Annotated in this window: 16 protein-coding genes; 8 read left to right on the top strand and 8 right to left on the bottom strand. The window is 61.1% G+C overall.

Annotated elements, in window-relative coordinates; translation table 11 throughout:
• The first annotated feature begins 23 nt into the window (after positions 1 to 23).
• The 4 genes from NK667_RS07525 to NK667_RS07510 all read left to right on the top strand — a co-directional run bounded on the left by NK667_RS07525 (position 24) and on the right by NK667_RS07510 (position 3,499).
• Complete coding sequence (locus NK667_RS07525; RefSeq protein ID WP_054614231.1) at positions 24 to 713, top strand: GNAT family N-acetyltransferase; 690 nt, start codon at positions 24 to 26, stop codon at positions 711 to 713.
• 4 nt (positions 714 to 717) lie between these two features.
• Entirely contained in the window at positions 718 to 1,923 is a 1,206-nt protein-coding gene (locus NK667_RS07520) for a GNAT family N-acetyltransferase (protein ID WP_054614230.1), read from the top strand.
• Positions 1,895 to 2,686: a ChbG/HpnK family deacetylase gene (locus tag NK667_RS07515; RefSeq protein WP_054614229.1), complete on the top strand. Its 792-nt coding sequence runs from the start codon at positions 1,895 to 1,897 to the stop codon at positions 2,684 to 2,686. The genes NK667_RS07520 and NK667_RS07515 overlap by 29 nt, the downstream gene beginning before the upstream one ends.
• Before the next feature lie 114 nt (positions 2,687 to 2,800).
• On the top strand, positions 2,801 to 3,499 hold the full coding sequence (locus NK667_RS07510; RefSeq protein WP_054050978.1) for a GNAT family N-acetyltransferase: 699 nt from the start codon (positions 2,801 to 2,803) through the stop codon (positions 3,497 to 3,499).
• Between the two features lie 462 nt (positions 3,500 to 3,961).
• On the opposite strand, the gene NK667_RS07505 is transcribed toward NK667_RS07510, so the two are convergent.
• A complete protein-coding gene (locus NK667_RS07505; RefSeq protein WP_054614228.1) occupies positions 3,962 to 4,768 on the bottom strand; it encodes a class I SAM-dependent methyltransferase in 807 nt (268 codons plus the stop codon).
• Positions 4,769 to 4,944: 176 nt separating this feature from the next.
• Between NK667_RS07505 and NK667_RS07500 the strand changes: the two genes are divergently transcribed.
• A complete protein-coding gene (locus NK667_RS07500; protein WP_054050974.1) occupies positions 4,945 to 5,331 on the top strand; it encodes a hypothetical protein in 387 nt (128 codons plus the stop codon).
• Positions 5,332 to 5,334: 3 nt separating this feature from the next.
• On the opposite strand, the gene NK667_RS07495 is transcribed toward NK667_RS07500, so the two are convergent.
• The 7 genes from NK667_RS07495 to NK667_RS07465 all read right to left on the bottom strand — a co-directional run bounded on the left by NK667_RS07495 (position 5,335) and on the right by NK667_RS07465 (position 15,157).
• On the bottom strand, positions 5,335 to 5,877 hold the full coding sequence (locus NK667_RS07495) for a hypothetical protein (RefSeq protein WP_054614227.1): 543 nt from the start codon (positions 5,875 to 5,877) through the stop codon (positions 5,335 to 5,337).
• A 119-nt stretch (positions 5,878 to 5,996) separates the two neighbouring features.
• Positions 5,997 to 7,421: a sigma-54-dependent transcriptional regulator gene (locus NK667_RS07490; protein WP_054614226.1), complete on the bottom strand. Its 1,425-nt coding sequence runs from the start codon at positions 7,419 to 7,421 to the stop codon at positions 5,997 to 5,999.
• Positions 7,390 to 8,883 (bottom strand): ATP-binding protein, encoded by a 1,494-nt coding sequence (locus NK667_RS07485; protein WP_054050968.1) that lies wholly within the window; start codon positions 8,881 to 8,883, stop codon positions 7,390 to 7,392. Before NK667_RS07485 ends, NK667_RS07490 begins: the two co-directional genes overlap by 32 nt.
• A 102-nt stretch (positions 8,884 to 8,985) precedes the next feature.
• Positions 8,986 to 10,011 (bottom strand): SCO family protein, encoded by a 1,026-nt coding sequence (locus tag NK667_RS07480; protein WP_413786141.1) that lies wholly within the window; start codon positions 10,009 to 10,011, stop codon positions 8,986 to 8,988.
• Between the two features lie 17 nt (positions 10,012 to 10,028).
• Positions 10,029 to 12,833, bottom strand: coding sequence for a multicopper oxidase domain-containing protein (locus NK667_RS07475; protein ID WP_054614225.1), 2,805 nt, complete (start codon positions 12,831 to 12,833; stop codon positions 10,029 to 10,031).
• A gap of 184 nt (positions 12,834 to 13,017) precedes the next feature.
• Positions 13,018 to 14,466, bottom strand: coding sequence for a sensor histidine kinase (locus tag NK667_RS07470; protein WP_054614224.1), 1,449 nt, complete (start codon positions 14,464 to 14,466; stop codon positions 13,018 to 13,020).
• Between the two features lie 322 nt (positions 14,467 to 14,788).
• On the bottom strand, positions 14,789 to 15,157 hold the full coding sequence (locus NK667_RS07465) for a DUF6124 family protein (RefSeq protein ID WP_054614223.1): 369 nt from the start codon (positions 15,155 to 15,157) through the stop codon (positions 14,789 to 14,791).
• A gap of 752 nt (positions 15,158 to 15,909) precedes the next feature.
• Here NK667_RS07465 and NK667_RS07460 point away from each other — a divergent pair.
• The 3 genes from NK667_RS07460 to NK667_RS07450 are packed head-to-tail and all read left to right on the top strand — an operon-like array spanning position 15,910 to position 20,057.
• A complete protein-coding gene (locus NK667_RS07460; RefSeq protein WP_054614222.1) occupies positions 15,910 to 17,256 on the top strand; it encodes a hypothetical protein in 1,347 nt (448 codons plus the stop codon).
• A 35-nt stretch (positions 17,257 to 17,291) separates the two neighbouring features.
• The gene (locus NK667_RS07455; protein WP_054614221.1) at positions 17,292 to 19,535 is read left to right on the top strand and encodes an Ig-like domain-containing protein; all 2,244 of its coding nucleotides are present in this window, start codon (positions 17,292 to 17,294) and stop codon (positions 19,533 to 19,535) included.
• Positions 19,536 to 19,595: 60 nt separating this feature from the next.
• Positions 19,596 to 20,057, top strand: a complete 462-nt coding sequence (locus NK667_RS07450) for a curlin (RefSeq protein ID WP_054054480.1) — start codon at positions 19,596 to 19,598, stop codon at positions 20,055 to 20,057.
• The last annotated feature ends 16 nt before the right edge of the window (positions 20,058 to 20,073 follow it).

Genomic DNA, 20,073 nt, shown 5'->3' with positions numbered 1-20,073 from the left:
CGATCCCGTCAGGAGTACATAACATGAGTATTCTGAAAAAACTCAGCGATCACATTAAACAAAAAGGCCTGCGCGCCACGCTTCACAAGATCTGGAAGCACTACGTGTTTTCCCATCAGGAATTGATCTGGATGGAGCGCGACCTGGTCACCCCGATCCCACCGCACAAGCTGCGGCCCTACAACCCGCTGCGCCTGGAAACCATCACCGCGCAGAACGCCGTGGCCTTTGGCAAACACTTCGGTGATCGCATTGGCACCATGGCCGAACTGGCGAACGAAGGGCATACCGGGCACATGTACCTGAATGAAGACGGCGATGCCGTGGCCTTCATCTGGGGCAGCAAAGGCAATTACCACGACCGGCACTATTACGGCTGCTGGTTCCCGGTCAAATCGGGCGAGTTCTTCGAATTCGGCGGTGAGCAGATCCGCGCCTACTGGGGCACTACGCTGTCGGTGGATTTCCAACTGAACCTGTGGAAAGCCATGGCCGATCAGGGCTGCAACAAAGTGGTGGATGTCTGTGAGTTCCACAATATCCCGGCGCTCAAGTTGCACATCCGCATGGGCTACAAGGAGCAAGGTCGGATCATGAACGTCTACGAGCTGTTTGGCCGCTGGCGCTTCTACCGTGAAACCCGCTACAGCGGATCGCGTCTGGATGCCTTGCGCAAACCGGCACCGTCCACTGTTGCAGCAGAGGCGACCTGACCCGATGCCGACGCGATTCGAATGGCGCACTTCGCTGTGCGCTCCGGACTTTCCGGCAGCGGCTTATGAAGCACTGCGCCTGCGAGTGACGGACCACACACCGTTCAACACCCTGGCCTGGCTGGGCGCTGCGGAACAGGCGCTCAAGGACGGCGAGCGCCTGCACGTGCTGCTCGGCTGGCAGGGTGATGAACTGGCGCTCTGCCTGCCGTTGGTGACGTCGCGCGAACGCTTTGGCGGGTGGCCGTTCCGGGTGGTGCATCACCTCGGCTATCCGCTGACCGATCGCCTGGCGCTGCTCGCCTGCCTGGATGCCGAGAGCATCCGCAAGGCGCTGATCGTGATTCGCCGCCGCATGCCCCATGCGTTGCTGCAACTCAACGAGCTGTCCGAACCCACGGGCGAAGAAAGTGCCCTGACGGTGTGGATGGCACACAGTTCCACCGGTGAACGGCGCCTCAGTTGCAAGGTGCCGGTGCACCTGATCAGCGAAGCGGATCGCCAGGAAGTCTCGGGCGATCCGCGCTACAAACTGCGTCGCGCGCGCAAACGCATTGCCGCGTGTGGCGCCGAAGTGCGGCGCATTACTCCCGACGCCACGAGCATGGGCCCGCTGTTGCAGGCCATCAGCGAAGTCGAAGCGGTGAGCTGGAAAGGCGATGAAGGCGTCGGCATCTTCGCCGACGAACGCCATCGACAATGGATGGACCGCGCCTTCACCGCCCTCGCCGCTCGCGGCCTGGTACGTGTCGTGGTGCTCGAACTGGACGGCCGCTGCATCAGCTATCGCCTCGGCTTGCTGGAGCAAGGTCGGCTGTACGATTACAACCTGGCGTTCCTCCCGCAATACGCCGACCTGGGCAGCGGCCGGGTATTGCTCGAAGAGTGGATTCGCTGGGGCCTGGACGACAACTGGCACTGGATCGATGCCTCGCGGGTGAGCCTGGAAAACTCCAGCCATCAACTCCACGAGCGCATGACCGGGCAACTCGAACACTGGCGCTGGAGTTTCTATTCCTGGCGGCCGAGCGGGCTGGTGCTGGGGCTAGCACTGCGCGTCTGGCAGCGACTCAAACCGGTCTTGCAAACATGGCGGGCGAAACGCGCGGCAGCGGTGGCCACGGTCTCCACGCCAGCGATCCAGCCTCAGGCGCCTATTGAAAAAACCATGGAGGGCAAACATGCCTCACCAAGTCATAGTCAACGCTGACGATTTTGGCCTCAGCCCGTGCGAAAACGCAGTGATCCTTGGCGCCTTCCAGGCCGGGGTCATCAGCTCCGCCACGGCCATGGCCAACATGCCGGCCTTCGAAGCGGCGTGCGTCATGGCCCAGCATCCGTTGCTTCAAGGCCGAATTGGCCTGCACTTCAACCTCACCTACGGTCGGCCATTGAGCCAGGGCATTCTCGAGCGCTCGACGTTCTGCGACAGCCAGGGTGAATTCGACCTCAACCTGCCCCGCCACAGCCTATGGCTCAATCGCCTGGACCGTGAAGCGGTGATGGACGAATTGGAAGCCCAATGGCAACGCTGCCTGGACAACGGCGTGCGCCCCAGCCACCTCGATTCCCACCAGCATGTGCACAACGTTTGGCCCATCGGCGAGATCGTCGCGCGCTTCGCCGCGCGCCAAGGAGTCGCCGTGCGACTGGCGCGAAATCTGGGGCAAAACCTGAGCCTGCCCAAACGCGTGTTCAAGGGTTTGCTCAACCGGCGTCTGCACAATTTAGCCGGGGCGACGGCGGACTATGTCTGCACACCAGTCGACCTGCGCAACGCTCCCGTGCCGACCGACGGTCTGCTGGAAATCGTCGCTCATCCGAACCAGCTCGGGGCGGATTTTGGCGATGCGTACCTGAACCCCGGCGAGTCGCTAACGCAGGTGCTAGAGCGGCGCCTAGCCGGTATCGAGCGGGTTTCCTATGCGGTTGTCAGCAAGGATTTTCAGGCCGGAACAGCCGCACTCGAATGAGTTACACACATTGCAACACATTCAAAGCTGGCGCTTTGACATGAACTTGCAAGCTTCATCTATACCCATCAAAAGCCTCCCCACAACACCCTGGCCTCGGCTAAGGAGAGCGTCATGAATGTCATCGAAAAGCTACGCGAACGCATCAGGCAAAAAGGTCTGGGCAACCTCTTCCGGGCATTCTGGAAGCGCTACGTATTCTTCCATTGGGAGCTGCTGTGGATGGAGCGCGACCTGGTCAGCCCAGTGCCACCGCACAAGTTGCGCCCCTATTCTGGCTTACGTCAGGTGAACATTACCGCGGACAATGCGGTGGCTTTCACCAAGCACTTCGGTGATCGCGTGGGGACCATGGCCGAACTCGCCGCCGAAGGCCACACCGGGCACATGTACCTGGACGAGGAAGGTCATGCCGTCGGCTTCATCTGGGGCAGCACCCGGGACTACCACGACCGCCACTATTACGGCTGCTGGTTTCCGGTGAAGCCAGGGGAGTTCTTCGAGTTCGGCGGCGAGATGACCCGCGCCTATTTCGGCACCAGCCTGTCGGTGGACGTGCAGGTCGCCCTCTGGGAGGCCATGGCCGCCCAAGGCTGCGACAAAGTGGTGGACGTCTGCGAAACCCACAACATCCCGGCGCTGAAACTGCACATCCGCATGGGCTACCACGAACAGGGCCGCGTGACCCACGTCTATGGCCTGTTCGGCGGCCGCTGGCGCTTCTTCCGCGAAACCCGCTACCAAGGCTCGCGCCTCGACCCACTGCGCAAACCAGGTCGGCCAGTGGTGGCAGGGGCAACGGCGGAGGCTTGAAACGATAAGTCAGGCCAACACTGAACCTGTGGCAAAGGAGCTTGCTTGTGGCGAGGGAGCTTGCTCCCGTTGGACTGCGCAGCAGTCCCTTTCGAGGGCCGCTTCGCAGCCCAGCGGGAGCAAGCTCCCTCGCCACATTTGGTTGTGTAGCGCTCACAAAGTCAGCGTCCAGCCCCAATCCCCTGTAGGAGCAAGGCTTGCCCGCGAAGGCGTCCTCGAAATTGCCTTCGCGAGCAAGCTTCGCTCCTACATTGGTTTTGTGTTGTTCACAAAATCTGTGCTTGGACCTAATCCCTTGTAGGAGCGAGGCTTGCCCGCGATGGCGTCCTCGAAATTGCCTTCGCGAGCAAGCTCGCTCCCACAGTGGTTTTGCATCGTTCACAAGAATTGGGGCCCAGCATAAATCCCTGTGGGAGCGGGCTTGCTCGCGAAGGCGTCAGTCATCACAACGCAAATTTCAGCTCAACCCCTCACCGCCACCCACGTAAAACACAACGGCAACTGCGCCACTTGTTTTTCATACCGGTCATACAGTTCTTCGCGGTTGGAATGCGGGTATTCCTGGAAGTGGCTGATCTGCAAACCGGCGTCGATGGCGCCGGTGAAGATGGCGCTGAGGGTGTGGACGAACCAGTAGGACGGGCTGGCCGGTTGTTCGACTTTGCCTTCGTAGACGATTGGCTGATGCTGCACGAACGGGTCGCTGCGAAAGTACGAGCTGTCCAGCCGATAAGGGTCGGCGGCTTCGGGGTCGAGCATTTCCAGGAACGGATGGGTTTCGTAGATCACCACCGCGCCGCCCGGCTTGAGGGTTTTTGCGACGTGGCGGAAGAACTCGGCGATGTCCGGCATCCAGTTCAAGACACCGATAGTGATCAGCGCCACGTCGAATTGGTCGTGCAACAGCGTCGGCAGATGATGGATATCTGCCTCGAAGAATTCAGCATCATGCGGCGAACGCGCTGTCAGTTCCCGCGCCTGTTCGAGAAACGCCGCAGACTGATCGACCCCCACCACCCGCCGCGCGCCCAGGGCAAACAGCGAAAGACTTTCACGGCCATTGTTGCAGCCCAGTTGCACCACGTCCGTGCCCTCGACGCCGACCTGTTCCAGCACACCGCGCAGGGTGTCATCGATGCAGCAAAAATCGGCCTGGCTGATGGCGTCGAGCACGGCCAGCCATTCGGGATTGTCTTTGTGATGCCTTGCAGAGTCATTCCACGCCTCGCGGTTGCTGGCGACGGCTTGTTGTTTGGTCGGCATGTCCATTGCGCACTCCAGATCTCGTTTTTATTGACCGGCACGAGTCTAGATCAGCCGCTGGAAAAGCCCATCGGCGCTTTGTTGTGAACTTGTAATCCGGGCCGCGCGAACGCATGAGCGCAAGGCAGCTATAGTTAAAGGCCTTGGGGAAATGCGGGAAAACCGAGTACGCAGGTGTCGCCATGAAACAAACCGATCTGACGCTGTGCTTTATCGCCCTTCTGACTGCCGCCAGCGCGGTGCATGCGGACGAAAGTCCCATGCAGACCGAGAGCTCCAGCAGTGCACTGATCTACTACGGACCCAACCAGCCCTTCGCGCACCCGGCGCCGCCGACCTTGAGCTCCGTGCCACCGCGTTCATACATCCCGAGCGCACCTCAGGACTTCATCCCGATCGCTACTGAACATGTGTTCTACGATTCGCAGTTGCCCACCGTGGCGGATGCAAACGTGCGGGTGTTTATCCGTTCCTACGACCCGGAACGCGGGATCTACGTCAACGACGAGGTGCTCGACCCCTCGTGCCTGTTGGCCTGCCTCACTCGGCAGGAACAAGCGATGCCTTAAGTGTCAGTCGCAAGGCCAGGTATGCCGCAGCGCCGCCCGGCGATCGATGGCGTTGCGCAGCCTGCGTTTCTGGGTTTCCCAGATCTCGCTGTCGACCTTGCTGGAGCGCATCATGTCCAGCACGGCTTGCTTGGCGTCCAGATACTCGTCCCAGGCGTCCTGACGCTTGAGCCGAAGGCTTTCGTCCGCGGACATTTCCATATGGCGCAAGGCCATTTCACAAGGATCATCCACCACCACTCCCACGGTCAGTTGGATCCGGTGGGGCGCACGGAATTCGGACACGGTGGTGAGGATCGCCTGGGCGCGTGTGCAGCCCCATGCCAGGGCTTTCGCCAACGTGGGATGGCCCTCACGGTCATAAAATTCTTCTGCCCGCGGCGTGCCATCGCAGGTGTACACGCCGATGAACACCTGAGTCACTTGCTCACGATTGAACCGCGCCTGTACCTCGATCTGCGTACCGTCGGGCAGCACTTCATCGTGACTGCGACCGTGTAATTGGCTGTTACTCCAGAGCCAGAACTGTGCGCCTCTACGCCGCATGCCCATTACTCCATCAAAGGGAAAAATCAGTAAGGCACAGGCTTTGTGGATTTTCCACCGAACCCGCCTACACCTCGTCGTCCTCTGACAAATTGCCGACCTTCAGTCAATCGATGCCGCTACCACTGACGCTTATCCGGCCGTGCCAGGCCGAGTTTTTCGATCCGGTAACGCAGCATGTCGCGGCTCAGGCCCAGCAGGCGCGCAGACTTGGTGACGTTCCAGTCAGTCTTGTCGAGCATCTTGCGCACCATGTCCCGCTCCACTTCCGGCAGGTTCATCGATTCGACGTGGTTGCTTGGCCGCGGTTCGAAGTATTGCGTCTCGGGCATGACCAACGGTTCATCGACCAGGCTTTGGCAGACGTTCAACTGGTGCGCGGCCACGGTGTCGCTCTGCGCCAGCAACACGGTTTGCTCCAGCATGTTGCGCAACTCGCGCACGTTGCCCGGCCAGGTGTAGCTCAGCAGCAACTCTTCGGCCTGGTCGCTGAAATACAAGTGTGGTTTGCCATAGCGTTTGCCATGGATCGCCAGGAAGTGTCGGGCCAGCAACAGCACGTCTTCACCACGAGCGTGCAGGCGCGGGACCTTGATCGAAATAATCCGCAGACGAAAGAACAAATCACGCCGGAACTTGCCCTGCTGGACCATCTGCTCCAGGTTGCAATTGGTGGCGCTGATCACGCGTAAATCGACTTTGCGCTCCTTCACCGAGCCGACCCGGCGAATGGTCCGGTCTTCCAGCAGCTTCAGTAATTTGGCTTGCAGCAGCAGGTCCATTTCGCCGACTTCATCGAGAAACAGCGTCCCGCCGTCAGCGGCTTCCACCAACCCGACCCGGCGATCCTTGGCGTCGGTAAAGGCGCCCTTCTCGTGGCCGAACAGTTCCGATTCCACCAGGTTGGACGGGATCGACGCGCAGTTGAATTCGATAAACGGACCTTTGGCCCGTGGCCCGTCGAAGTGCAGCGCCCTGGCCACCAGTTCCTTGCCGGTGCCGGTTTCGCCTTCCACCAACACTGGCGGCAGATCGGTATTGGCCATGCGGCGCTCAGCGTCGAGCAACTGGCCGATGGTGTTTTTCAGGTAATGCATCGGTGCCGACTCGCCGATCAACGCCTGCACCCCGGACTTCTGCGCCTCGCGTTCCTGATAGAACGACAACGTGCGCTCCATACGGTCGGTGGCCAGGGCCTTGTCCAGCAACAACTTGAGCTCCGGCAAGGCCACGGGTTTGGTGACGTAATGGAAAGCGCCCTCTTTCATCGCGATCACCGCGTCTTCGACGTTGCCGTAGCCGGTCATCATGATCACTTTCAGATCCGGCGCGCTGATGCGCAGCTTCTGGATCAGGTCGTGACCGCTCATGCCCGGCAGCGAGTTGTCGGTCAGCACCACGTCCGGGACGAAGGTGCCCAATTGCTCCAGCGCGTCCTCGGCCGAGTGACAGACCGTGACCTCGAAGTCTTTGCGCTCGAGGTAGGTCTGGATGTTCTCGGCGAGAAGCTCATCATCCTCGACCAGCAGTATGCTGTGCTCCATATTCCCCTCCCGTTGCCACTTTAAAGGTGAGACAAACGCGGGTTCCTTCCTGCTCCTGGCTGGTCAGTTCAACCGAGCCCTGGAAGCGTTCCATTATTCGTTTGACCAAGGCCAGGCCGACGCCCAAACCGCCCTGCTTGGTGGTGAAAAACGGCTTGAACACCATCTGTTGCTGCTGTTTGGTCATGCCCTTGCCGGTATCGGTCAGGATCATGCTCAACTGCCCAGGCTTGGGCGTCTCGATATCGACGCTCAGCACGCCGCCCTTGGGCATGGCTTCCAGGGCATTGGCAAACAGGCTGTTGAGAATCTGTGTAAGCAGCACTGGCTGGCTGACCACCGGCGGGAAGCTGTGCGGGGTAAACCGCACCTCCACGTTCGAGCGTTTGATCAGTGGCTCGAAGGCGCTCAAGGTGTCGTCGATGGACAACACCAAGTCCACCGACTCACTGTCGTCGCTCATCGGCCGCAACGACACCAGCAACTCCCGGACCCAGCGGGACATGCGATCGACCTGGTTGATAATGTCGCCGATGTTCTTCTGCGCGCCCTGGCTCGCGATTTCCTGGGCCAGTTCGGCGCTGGAGCGGATGGTCGCCAACGGGTTGCGCAAGCTGTGGGCGACCGCCGAGGACATTTCCCCGAGGGCGACGAAGGTTTCGTTGCTGATCAGTTGCTTCTGCTGGCTTTGCAGCAGCTTTGCCGCCCGCCGCACAATCCAGAACAACGCCAGGTAAATCGCCGCGCCGCCCAGCAGGGTCGCGATCCAGATCGACTTGAAGCCACGTTCAATACGCTCCACCAGGTCAGCGGGCTCTTTGTAGATCTCGACCATGGCGATCACTTTGCTCTTGTCGGCGTTGAACATCGGGATGTAGTTCTCGATGAACAACAGCTGCGGCTCACGCAACAACATTTGCTCGGGGCGTTCTTCGTCGATCTTGTGGTAGCTGGAGGACACCGGCACCTTCATTTCGAAGGACTCGTCCAACTCCTCGTCATCTTCGAAACGCATGCCAATCATCGCCGGGTTGGTCGACCAGATCACCGTGCGATCCAAGGCAAAAACTGTGGCCAGCAAGATATCCGGCAGGTGCTCCACATGGTCGAGGAATTCGATACGGGCGGCAGCGCGGGCTCCCGGATCCACGTCGGTATAGGCATTGTCATGGCGCGGATCGAGCATTTCGCCCATGGTTCTGCTTGTACTGATCGAGGCATGGCGAATTTCGGCATCGCCGATGGCCTGGATGAACTGCGCGGTCAACAACGCGTCGCGCTCAATGCTCTCGGTGACCACGAAACGCGTGGAAATGTAGCCCAGGCCCAGCGCCACGGCGCCGATGATGAAAAAACTGGCCAGGGAAAACCAGCGCAGCAGATTGAACTGACCGCCCCAGCCCTTGCGCTCTGCTGCTGGCAGAGCCGGCGCAGGTACTTTTTGTTGTTCTGATAGCTGCATGGGAATGTCCCTGGTTGCTTGCCTGAAGCCTTTTTAGCCGTTGTCACGAAGAGTGTAGGTGGCATTGATCGTGATCGACGGGCCAATGATGTTATTTAGCCGCTAGTTCATTTGCGTCACCGCTGGCGCCGGGGTCGCCAGGGGTTGCTGGCGGTCGGTTTCTTCCTGCAAGAAGTCGATGATCGCCTGCGCGGAATGCTCGTCCATACGTAGATTGGGCATCGAAATCTTGTCGAAACGCTGGTACAGCTCCAATGCAACCGGGTCTTTCTCGGCGAGCATGCGGTCCGGCTCGCGAATCCAGCGGTTGAGCCAGGCCGGTTCGCGCAGGCGGGTCACGCCGATCAGGTCCGGGCCGATGCTGCGCATGCCGATGCCCTGCCCGTCTTGCGGCCCGAGGCTGTGGCACGAGGCGCAGCGGGTGCGAAACAGTTCTTCGCCGTTGCTCGGCGGGCGAATTTCCGGTGCGTTGGCATAACTTTCCTCGACGCTCGGTTGTTTCCAGTTCTGCAAGGTGTTGGCCAATTGATCGGCCAGAATCCACGGGTTCTCGAACGGCGAAGCCTTCATCCAGCGGCCACTGGCCTGGTTGCCCACGATCAGGCTCAGGTTGTGGTCCTTGCTGCGGCCGTTGTCGACGCCCTCGATAAACAGCCCGAGTTTTTTGCGCAGGTCGGTGACGTCGGCAAACTCGCCGGTCAGAAACTTCCAGCCCGGCCCGACCTTGAAGCGTTGCGCATAGGCCTTGAGCACCTCCGGCGTGTCGCTGAGCGGGTCGATGCTGATGGAGTAGAAGAAAACGTCCTTGCCGACCCGGTCCCCGAGCAACTTCTGCACCTGGCGCAGGCGCGCGGTTTCCAGCGGGCAGGAATCACTACAGGAAGTGAAGATGAAATTGATCACCACCACTTTGCCTTTGATCAGGTCATCGAAAAAATGCACCTGCTGACCGTCCTGATCGGTCAGCAAGGTATTGGGGAAGTAGTCGCCGCCCCAGGGTGTCGCCGACTCGGTCGACGACAGTGCCCCTTCGTGGGCCAGGAGCACCTGACTGACCAGCAGACAGGTGACCAGGACCAGAATCAGGTGCATGCCCAGGGCGCGGGAGCGCGGCGTGTGCGGTGTCATGTCGGCTCCCCGGCGGTTCATTTTTTCACCGCCACTTGTGGACCGTAGCCGTCGCCGGTACGGAAGGTTGGCAGCGCGGCGGAGTTGACGTAGCGCACTCCGTCCCAGCTCGGTAGCGGGGTCGGCATCAACTGGAATTGCCCGGGTTTCTCAATATCCCAGCGCAGCAGCATCGAGTTGTCCTCATGCTGGGTGTTGTGACAGTGCTCCATGTAGGTCCCGGCGAATTCGCGGAAGTTGATCGCCATCTCGACGTTGTCCAGGCCATCGTTTTCCGAACCGATGCGGTACACGTCCTTGCGCGCCCATTTTTCCCATTCCGGTGGCGCCTTGCCCCCGCGACTGAGGATGATCCCTTCCTCGAAGTGCACATGCACCGGGTGGCTCCAGCCCTTGCCGCCGGCCTTGATGTTCCACACTTCCAGAGTGCCGAAACCCGTCACGCCGGCATCGGTAGGACCGGTGGCCAGTTTGGTCGCGGTGTTCAAGCGCCGTGGGTCCATGTGGAAGCCGAAACCGCCGTCAGTCTTGACCGTCCACGGGGCTTCATCGGTGCCGTCGGAACGGCCGAAGGTGAAGGTGCGGTGACGGGCGTTGGCCAGCAGCACTTTGTCGGCGGCGTTGTCGCGGTGGATCTTCAGCGGAATCATCACCATGCCTTCGGCTTTGCCCGGTTTGGCTGGTTCATACGCTGCAGGGTCCATGGCCAGGTCCTGACCGGTGTAAGCCTTAACGTTGAGCTGCAAGACTTTTCCCACACCCGGATCACCCTTGTCCCATTGCGGGCCTTTGCTCGATTGCTTGATCACCGCCAGGTATTTTTCCGAGAGCACGTCCGCCAGATCGATAGGCTCTTTCGGGCCTTTGCCGTCGTCGTGGGCCATCAGGTTGACCACGAACAGCTTGTCCCCGGGCTTGATGCCGTTTTTCGCGAAGTTGACGATGATGTCGAAGCGCTCGGCGATGCCCTGGGTCGGCAGGATCGCGAAGTGGTTCTTTTTATCGCCGTCGGCGTCGAGGTCCATGGTCCCGTCGAACGGGACGCTGTGTTCCATGATGTTGCCGTCGTTGGCGATCATGTGGAACGGCACGCGGGCATAGGACACACCGGAGTTTTTCGGCCCTTGGAACTCGCCGCTGCTGCCCTTGACCTCACGCACGATGGCGAACTTGAAGTAGCGCGACACCGAGCCATTGAGGATGCGGAAGCGATAGCTGCGGGCCCGCACATCGAGGGTCGGTTTCCACTGCCAGTTGACCAGCACCTGGTCACCGAGGAAGCCGTCGGTGTTGAACGGGTTGAACCACAGCTGACCGCTTGCGTCCCACGCCTTGTCGGCGAACACCAGGTTGACGTCGTAGTCGCGGTTACCCCATGGCAAGGCGCTGCCGCTGGGGAAACGCAGATTGACGCCGTCGTTCACCGATTCGTTGCCACGGTCCAGGGCGCTGTAGTAGTTCATCATCGCCGCGTTGCCTTTGTAGACGTTCTGCGCGGTGAAATCGAGCATGTGGTCGTGGAACCAGTGGGTGCTCATGGTTTCGCGCCAGTCGCCACGGATCTTGATCGTGCCGTTTTCGCAGGTCTTGCGGCTCGGGCTCAGGTCGTTGGTCCACAGGGTTTCGCCCGGCGAACAAGGGAACGCCGCGCGCGGGTCTTCCGCCTTGGTGTTGATGCTGTCGTAACCGGCCAGCTGGATCGGCCAGCGATAGTCGTAATACTGCCCCGGGAAGAAGAACGCGTTGGCATAGCCGTCGCTTTCCGCCGGTGCGTGGCCGTTGTGTTCGTGGGTACTGATGGTGTGCAGGCCAAAGCCCATGTTGGCCGACGGATCGATCGGCAAGCCGTTGTAGTGGCGCATCAGCACTGGCTGACCGTAGCGCACCATGAGCAATTTGGGCGGCAAGGTGCCGTCGAAGGTCCAGACCGAGTTGTGGTTCTGCACCGGCATGTTCGGGTGAAAACGCGCATCGACGCCTTTGGCGGTGCCATCAGTGGCCGGCACGCCCGCGACGTTGTGATACAGGCCGCCGGGGCCGAATTCGCCCATGGCATAGCCGTGCATCTGATGGCTGTCGCGCCAACCGCTGTTGAGCCTCGCCCCGGTTTGCACGGTTTTATAGGCCACTTGCGGGTAGAACTCGTTCCAGCGCTGATGCGACCAGCCCTTTCCTGGCGGACGCCCTTCAGCGGATGAACCGATATGGCGGTTGAGGAACACCTCGATCTGCGACTGCCAAGGGTTGCGGTCCACCACGTTGGAGAATTGGCTGGGGAACGGTGTCAGCCCCGGTTGACGCATGAAGGCATCGAGAGCCGCGCTCGGCGGTGCACTGCGGGCGGCATTGGTCGGGTCCTGCTGGGGCAACGGGCCGACCGCTGCCGGTGGGAAACCCAACGGCGCCGCCGGTGTGGTCGGGTCGAGTTTTTCCGGGCCGAATTCTTCGAACAGCACCAGTTGCTGGGTGAACGGCTGGGCGCCGAACAACGGGCTCGGCTTGCCATTTGTGGGGTAGTTGAAACTGGTCTGCACCGTCGGCGGCAGGATGTTTTCCTTGCGCGTGTCGTCGCGGCTGCCTTTGACGCCATCGGGCAAGTCGAAGGAATCTTCGTTGGCCTCGGGCATGGTCAAAATGGCGTTCAGGGCGGCCGGTTCATCCGCCGGTTCATCGTAGTAGGCTGAGGGGTCGGAAGGCTCGGGCTGACGTTCATCGTCGATCGGGCTGGCGCGCAGGGTCGCAGCACCCAGCGTCATCGTCAGAAGGATACTCAGTGGAGTCAAGACGAACCACTTGCAGGGGTGCCGCGCTTTTGTGTCCATCACCAGCCGCCTTGTAATCGTTAAGGGGTGATGGAAGTTTTGCAATTACCTCGCCACACTTTGAAACAATTTAAACCAAAGGATTTATACCAGATTAAACAACGAGTTATGAAAACCGCCAGATCACCATTGAAGCAATGACTGGGCCATGACACCCGCTAACGGGGAAAGTTCATCCCCATTTTCAGGGGATCAATTTGAACGACAGACGGACGCAAGTGCCCTCGCCTTCGCGGCTGCCGAGGGTCACCGCACCGCCAAAACGCTCCATGATCCGTTTGACCAGCACCAGCCCGACGCCAAGCCCGCCGGCCTTGGTGGTGAAGAATGGGCGGAACGCCATGCTGCGCTGTTCTTCGTTCATGCCTTTGCCGGTGTCGCTGAGCACCACGCTTACACCACGGGTATCGGTCGGTTCCAGGCTGATGGTCAGGGTGCCGCCCTTGTCCATGGCTTCCAGAGCGTTGGCCATCAGGCTGTTGAGGATCTGCGTCAGTTGCACTTGCTGGCTCAGGACCATCGGCGTCTGCTGCGGATTGAACACCACGTTGACGCCGGCCTTGGCGATTTGTTGCTCGAACGCCATCAGGCTGTCGTGGATCGCCGCCACCAGGTTCACCGGTTCCGGGTCATCGTTGAGCGGACGCAAGGATTGCAACAACTCGCGGACCCATTTCGACATGCGATCGACCTGGCCAATGATGTCGTGGATGTTCTTGTGCGCCGGGCCGCTGTCGAACTCCAGGGCCAGCTCGGCGCTGGAACGGATGGTCGCCAACGGATTGCGCAGGCTGTGGGCGACCGCCGAGGACATTTCGCCCAGGGCGACAAAGGTTTCGTTGGTGATCAGCTGTTTTTGTTGCTGCGCGAGCAGGATCGCCGCGCGCCGGACGATCCAGTACAAGCCCAGGTAAATCAGCCCGCCGCCCAGCGCCGTGGCCAGCCAGATCAGCGCCAGGCCGCGCTCGATGCGGGCGATCAGGTCCTTGGGTTCCTTGTAGATCTCGACCATCGCCGTGACGTTCTTGCCGTCGGCATCGAACAGCGGGATGTAGTTTTCGATAAAGATGAAGTCGGGGGGCACGACGAATTTCTGCTCCATCCGCGCCTCGTCAACGTCGTGATAGCTGGCCGAGACCGGGATCTTGAATTCGAAGGCGTGGTCCAGGTCTTCGTCGGCGTGAATCCTGGTGCCCATCAGCGCCGGATTGGTGGACCAGATCACCGTGCGGTCAGGCGCATACACGTTGGCCAGGATGACGTCCGGCAGGTTGGCGATGTGGTCGAGAAATTCATCACGGGCATTGGCCCGTGCGGCGGGATCGACATCGGGAAAGAGCTTGTCCTGGCGGGGGTCCACCAGCTCGCCCATGGTCCGCACGTTGGGGATCGACACATGTCGCACTTCGGCGGAGGCGATTGCCTGAATGAATTGCGCCGTTAATAAAGCATCACGCTGCACGCTTTCGGTAATCACAAACTGCGTGGACACCGCCCCCAACGCTACCGCCACAGTCGCAATCACCGCCATGCTGATCAGCGAAAACCAGCGCAACAGGTTGAACGGCTGTTTGCGGGTGCTCAAGCGAATGTCGCCTTCCTCTGGCCGGAGCATTTTTTCGGACATAGTCATGGGGTTGGATCCCGACGATTCACCTATAAGGTTATAGCCCACTGTTTGGTGTTTGCCCCAATGCCAGCAAGCTAAGCAAATCGTGGGTCCAACACCGTCCCCTGTGGGAGCGGGCTTGCTCGCGAAAGCGGTGTGTCAGCCAATATCAAGGTAGCTGATACACCGCTTTCGCGAGCAAGCCCGCTCCCACAGGGGATTTGTGTCGGCCACAATTTTTGCGAACGACACCCATCAAATGTAGGAGCGAGGCTTGCCCGCGAATGCGGTGTGTCAGCCAATATCTATGCAGCTGATACACCGCCTTCGCGAGCAAGCTTTGCTCCTACAAAGGCTTGTGGTTATCCAGTACGCGATTGGCCGCCGCCTCTCCCATCAGGAGCGACCGATGCAACACCAGCAACGTATGGCGTCGCGGGCCTTCCTCCAGCTCGACGAGGTCGTTGACTATCTTGCAGGCGGTTGACAGCGACTCATAGACCTCAACCAGCAACGCTTCGTCATCCACCGCTGCGTCGATGGTGAAGATGGTGCCGGGTCTGCGGGGCGGTATCTGCGCTTTCGTCGCCTCGGGGTTGAGGTAGATCTTGAGCGCGCGGTCGGCCGCCACTTTCATTTTCTTGGGGTCAAGATCAAAAGAGGCGTCGTAGGGTACTGGACCGGTATTCGGGGGATTGGGCGTTACTTTGAACATAGATGAAGCTCCACTTAGAAATTGAGGAGCCATCAATTCGCTACCAAACGAAGAGTGGCGGCCATGCGTGGGTTGGTAGACCGGTCTAAGTGGAAAACCCGGCGCTCACAAAGGAGCCCCACGCATGACCACCATATAAAGCAGGCCCTGAAAAGAGACTGCATAAGGTGTCGCCATGCGGTTACTTAGACGTGGGCTACCAAACCCGATCACTGTTTTGCAGTGACCCGGAAACGATATAGCCCACCCCATAGCCGCACAAGCCGGCCGATTCTGGCGTACGCGTAGGTAACGGCGCAAGGCGTTGTAGCCGTTTATGACGTAACACCGGGTGTCTTTAAACGCGCGCGCGAAAACGTGTTTAACACCGTCAAAATAACGAACTCGCTTTGCGGTACACACCTAACCTGTGGCGAGGGAGCTTGCTCCCGCTGGGTTGCGAAGCGACCCCAAAAAGCAGGGGCTGCTGCGCAGCCCAGCGGGAGCAAGCTCCCTCGCCACAGGTAAACTTTCTGACCGCAAATTAAGTGCTTCCGACATAACGATTCCCCCATCCCCCACCTGCCCCACTCACCCCCAACTCTGGGGACACTCGCCCGCCCAGACTTCCATCCATCAACCTTCCACATCACCCGCAACGCCCGTACCCCGGCCCTTTCCCGCCCATTCCTCGCGATTGGTATGCAATTTGCGCTAGCCCTCTCAACTGGCCCGTCTCCAAGGGACAGGCATTCCGATAGAGGGCTTAACTCATGCACCCTTTACTGTCCAAAACCGCGGCCGCGCTGGTCGTTACCGCTCTGGCCCAAGGCGTCGCCCAGGCAACGTTGTTTGCGGTCGATCCAGGCCCTTACCTGCCTGCCAACGGCTCGTTCGCCGCTTGGTATCAGGACACCCACGGCCGAACCCTCGACTTGTGCCTGTCCAAAGCTGTCAGCTCGCGGGTGCCCAGTGCGCCGGGCGCGCCTACCTACATGTGCAACTTGCTGCCGGCACCGGGGATCTTTGACGACACCCAACCGCTGGTCTTCCCGACCAACTTCCCCGACGAGGCGTTCTGGTTCACCGCCGACGGTGCGATTGTCGATGCGGCCAGGGGCGTCGACCTGACGTACGTCGCCGCCGTCGAAGCGGCCTTCAGCGGCGGTGATCCTGCGGAAGGCGACCAGATCAGCTTCGCCCGTATCCGCATTCGCGTCGATGTACCCACCGCCGGCACCTACGTCATCACTCACCCCTACGGCGTCGATGTATTCAACATCGACACCCCCGGGCGGCGGGCGATCAACATGACCCGGGACATCGGCATCGGCACGCCGAAAACCTACGACGGCGCGCTCAAGGGCGATATCGGACCATTCCTGCGCAGCGTCAACGGCCCCTACACCGAAACCAATCCGTTAACCGGTGCCGCCGACAAGTTCGTTGGCGACCCGAACCTCTCGGAGGCCGTGACCGGCAGCCCGTTCAATACCAACTTCATCCGCATCGAAGGTCCCAATGGCCTGGACCTGCGCACCACGGTGTTTGCCATCTCCGGCAAGTTGTCCACGGTGGTACGGCCTACGCCGCTAATCACCCAGCGCGGCACTTACTCGCGCAAACCCGGCAGCAGTGCGCCGGTGGCCCAGCAGGATGTGTTCGTCATGGCCCCGCCGCCACCGGCCACCGTGACCCTGGACAGCAACAACCCGGCGCTGCACCTGACCGAAGCCGACACCACCGGCAACTGGTACGCGCAGTCGTCGGTCAACCCGAGTTTGCCGAGCACCTTGCAGGTAACCGCCGACAACCACCTGGCCATCGCCACCAGCACGCCGACCACCTTGTCGATGCCGCTGACAGACCTGGTGGTGATTTCGCGCGCCGAATACAGCCTGAGCACCGGGCAACTGACGCTCGTGGCTTCGACCAGCGACGAAACCTCGCCACCGGTACTGACCGCTTCCTCCATCAGCGGTGCCGCCATCGGCGCCCTGAGTGGTGACGGCGCGGTGAAAACCCTGGCGACCGGGATCTCGCCGATTCCACCGGCCAAGGTTCGCGTGACGTCATCCAATGGCGGCAGCGATACCGAAGAAGTGGTCATCGTGCAATGAACGCTCTCATGCCCAGATCCGTATCAGGAGGCATCATGAACAATTGGCCACGCCTGGCGCTCAACGCCCTGGGACTGACGCTATCGCTGTCGGGAAGTGCTTTCGCGCAACTGGCGGCAGTCGATCCCGGCCCCTACACCTTCGCCACCGGGAAATTCCCGATGTGGTATCAGGACAACAATCTGCTGTCGATGGAACTCTGCCAGTCCCGGGCCGCAAGCTCGCGGGTGCCGGCCAGTGTGCCACCGGCCTACATGTGCACCCTGCTGCCGACGCCGGGTATTTTCGACGACACCCTGCCGATGGTGTTCCCGGATAACTGGCCAGATGAATCCTTCTGGTTCTTGGCCGAAACCACCATCCCCAACAATGCCGCCGGCTACGGGATGGACGCCTACGTGGCCGGGATCGAAGCAGCCTTTGCCTCGGGCACTCCAGCCGATGGTGATCAGCAAAGTTTCGCGCGGATTCGCCTGCGGGTGAACATTCCCGTCGCCGGGACTTACACCATCACCCACCCGTATGGCGTGGAAACGGTGAACGTCACCGCCCCTGGCCGTCGGGCGATCAACATCACCAAGGATGTCGGCATTGGCGCCCCCGGTGATTTCAGCGGCGCATTGAATGGTGCCATCGGGCCGTTCCTGCGCAGCGTCAACGGCCCCTACACCGAAGTGAACCCGGACACCGGCGCCGTCGAAACCTTTGTCGGCGACCCGAACCTCACCGAAGCGGTGACCGGCAGCCCGTTCAACACCAACTTCGTGCGCATCCAGGGACCGGCCGGGACCATTCAGACCACCCTGTTCACCGTCGCCGGCAAGGTTCTCGATAACCGCGCGCAAACCCCCGTGGAGATCAACCGCGCGACCTACCGCCGCACCACCTCCGGCACCGGTAACAGCGCACGGGTGGAGGTCTTCGCCAAGTCGAACAACGGCTCGACCCTGTGCTTCCGGGACACCCTCGCGCTGGTGGTCGGCCCACCGGTTTCGCCGTGCCAGACCAACCTGATCGGCGACAACAATGGCTTGTTCTTCGGCCAGCATCTGGTTACCGGCACCTTGCCAACAACCGTGGTGGTCACCGCGACCAACCCGGCCGGCACCACGCGTCCGACGGCGGTTTCGAGCAAGCTCACGGACCTGGTGAAAATCCAGACCGCGCGCTACAGCTGGAGCAATCACAGCCTGCTGATCGAAGCGACTTCGACCGATGAAGTGGCCGTGCCGGACATGGTTGCCCAGGGCTACGGACGCTTGTCGAAATCCGGCACCCTGCAAAAACTCACCGTGACCGACCTGACCCAGCCACCCGCCAGCGTCACGGTCAAATCCGCCGCAGGCGGCAATGATACCGAGCTTGTTGAGGTCGTCGGCACCGCACCGGACACCGGCGAGAACCAGGCGCCGATTGCGGTCGCTGATACCGGCGCCACCAGTTTCGGCGTGCCGATCACCCTCAACCTGCTGGCCAACGACAACGACCCGGATGGCAACGTGCCGCTGAGCATCACGGCCCTGACTCAACCGGCTTCCGGCCAAGGCACCGTGGCGTTGAGCGGCACCACCGCGGTGGTCTACACCCCTCCAGCGGTCGTCACCACGCCGTTGACCACGACCTTCACCTACAAGGCGCAGGACGTCAAAGGCCTGGCTTCGGCCACCGCCGCGACCGTGACCATCACCGTGGCGCCGAACCGGCCACCGGTAGCGGTTGCCGACAGCGTCGCGACCCTGGGCGTGGCGATTCCGATCAACGTGCTGGCCAACGACACCGATCCGGAAGGCAATGTGCCGCTCGGCGTCGCCAGCCTGACCCAACCGGCAGCGGGTCGCGGCACCGTCAGCACTGATGGCACCGTGATCACCTACACCCCACCGGCCACGGTCACCACGGCGTTCACCACGACCTTCACCTACATCGCCCGGGACAGCTTCGGCGCCCTGTCGACGCCAGCGACGGTCACGGTGCAAGTCTCGCCACGGCCTGCTGCGGAAACCTTCACCGTGACCACCGCCACGGTCCAGGCCCGCTCCAACAACCGCTTCAATTGGGACTTCGCGGGCACCTCATCGGTGACCACCGGCAACACCATCACCATCCAGGTGACCACCCCGACCGGGCTGGTAACCCTGGGCACCACCACGGTGCCGGTGACCGGACGCTGGCGGCTGACGATCAACAACAGCACCACGGTGGCGCCATCGGCCAACCCGACTGCGACCATCCGCTCGTCCCAAGGCACCGTGCGCTCGGTGTCGGTAACCACGCTCTGAGCCCTCGCCCCGCCGACCGTTAACGTCGGTGGGGCCAGCCTCTTGCCCAAGGACAACGCCATGCAAACGTCGACCGCCGCCCTGCTCTGCCTGCTTCTGCTCTGCAGCGGCGCAGGCGTGTACGCCGATGATTTGATGGACAACGACGACCTGGCCCCCACCGCTGATCTCGGCGAGTTGCCACCGCCGATTGGCCAGCAAGCGCTGATCAACCAGCTCGGCCAGGCCAACGTTGCGCTGTTGCAACAGAACGGTCAGGGGTTGCTCGGACGGATCGTCCAGTCGGGCAGCAATCAGGAAGCCTACATCCTGCAACAGGGCAGCGACCTCATGGCACAGATCACTCAGCAAGGTTCCGGCAACGACGCCTCGATCACTCAGACCGGCAGCCACAACCGTGCGCAGATTTCCCAGAACGGCAATAACAACGACGCCAGCATCGACCAGGCCGGCACGGGGCTTTCCAGCGCCGTGACCCAGTCCGGTAACGGCATGAGCGTTTCGGTCAAACAATATCGCTAAGCACTGCAATAACCTT

Origin of the sequence: Pseudomonas nunensis, assembly GCF_024296925.1 — a bacterium.
Classification (GTDB): domain Bacteria; phylum Pseudomonadota; class Gammaproteobacteria; order Pseudomonadales; family Pseudomonadaceae; genus Aquipseudomonas; species Aquipseudomonas nunensis.
This window is presented reverse-complemented; position numbering and strand designations above follow the sequence as displayed.

Bases quoted from the DNA above. Each gene is read 5' to 3' on its own strand.
- NK667_RS07525 (WP_054614231.1), top strand. From the start codon at position 24: ATGAGTATTCTGAAAAAACTCAGCGATCACATTAAACAAAAAGGCCTG.
- NK667_RS07520 (WP_054614230.1), top strand. From the start codon at position 718: ATGCCGACGCGATTCGAATGGCGCACTTCGCTGTGCGCTCCGGACTTT.
- NK667_RS07515 (WP_054614229.1), top strand. From the start codon at position 1,895: ATGCCTCACCAAGTCATAGTCAACGCTGACGATTTTGGCCTCAGCCCG.
- NK667_RS07510 (WP_054050978.1), top strand. From the start codon at position 2,801: ATGAATGTCATCGAAAAGCTACGCGAACGCATCAGGCAAAAAGGTCTG.
- NK667_RS07505 (WP_054614228.1), bottom strand. From the start codon at position 4,768: ATGGACATGCCGACCAAACAACAAGCCGTCGCCAGCAACCGCGAGGCG.
- NK667_RS07500 (WP_054050974.1), top strand. From the start codon at position 4,945: ATGAAACAAACCGATCTGACGCTGTGCTTTATCGCCCTTCTGACTGCC.
- NK667_RS07495 (WP_054614227.1), bottom strand. From the start codon at position 5,877: ATGCGGCGTAGAGGCGCACAGTTCTGGCTCTGGAGTAACAGCCAATTA.
- NK667_RS07490 (WP_054614226.1), bottom strand. From the start codon at position 7,421: ATGGAGCACAGCATACTGCTGGTCGAGGATGATGAGCTTCTCGCCGAG.
- NK667_RS07485 (WP_054050968.1), bottom strand. From the start codon at position 8,883: ATGCAGCTATCAGAACAACAAAAAGTACCTGCGCCGGCTCTGCCAGCA.
- NK667_RS07480 (WP_413786141.1), bottom strand. From the start codon at position 10,011: ATGACACCGCACACGCCGCGCTCCCGCGCCCTGGGCATGCACCTGATT.
- NK667_RS07475 (WP_054614225.1), bottom strand. From the start codon at position 12,833: ATGGACACAAAAGCGCGGCACCCCTGCAAGTGGTTCGTCTTGACTCCA.
- NK667_RS07470 (WP_054614224.1), bottom strand. From the start codon at position 14,466: ATGACTATGTCCGAAAAAATGCTCCGGCCAGAGGAAGGCGACATTCGC.
- NK667_RS07465 (WP_054614223.1), bottom strand. From the start codon at position 15,157: ATGTTCAAAGTAACGCCCAATCCCCCGAATACCGGTCCAGTACCCTAC.
- NK667_RS07460 (WP_054614222.1), top strand. From the start codon at position 15,910: ATGCACCCTTTACTGTCCAAAACCGCGGCCGCGCTGGTCGTTACCGCT.
- NK667_RS07455 (WP_054614221.1), top strand. From the start codon at position 17,292: ATGAACAATTGGCCACGCCTGGCGCTCAACGCCCTGGGACTGACGCTA.
- NK667_RS07450 (WP_054054480.1), top strand. From the start codon at position 19,596: ATGCAAACGTCGACCGCCGCCCTGCTCTGCCTGCTTCTGCTCTGCAGC.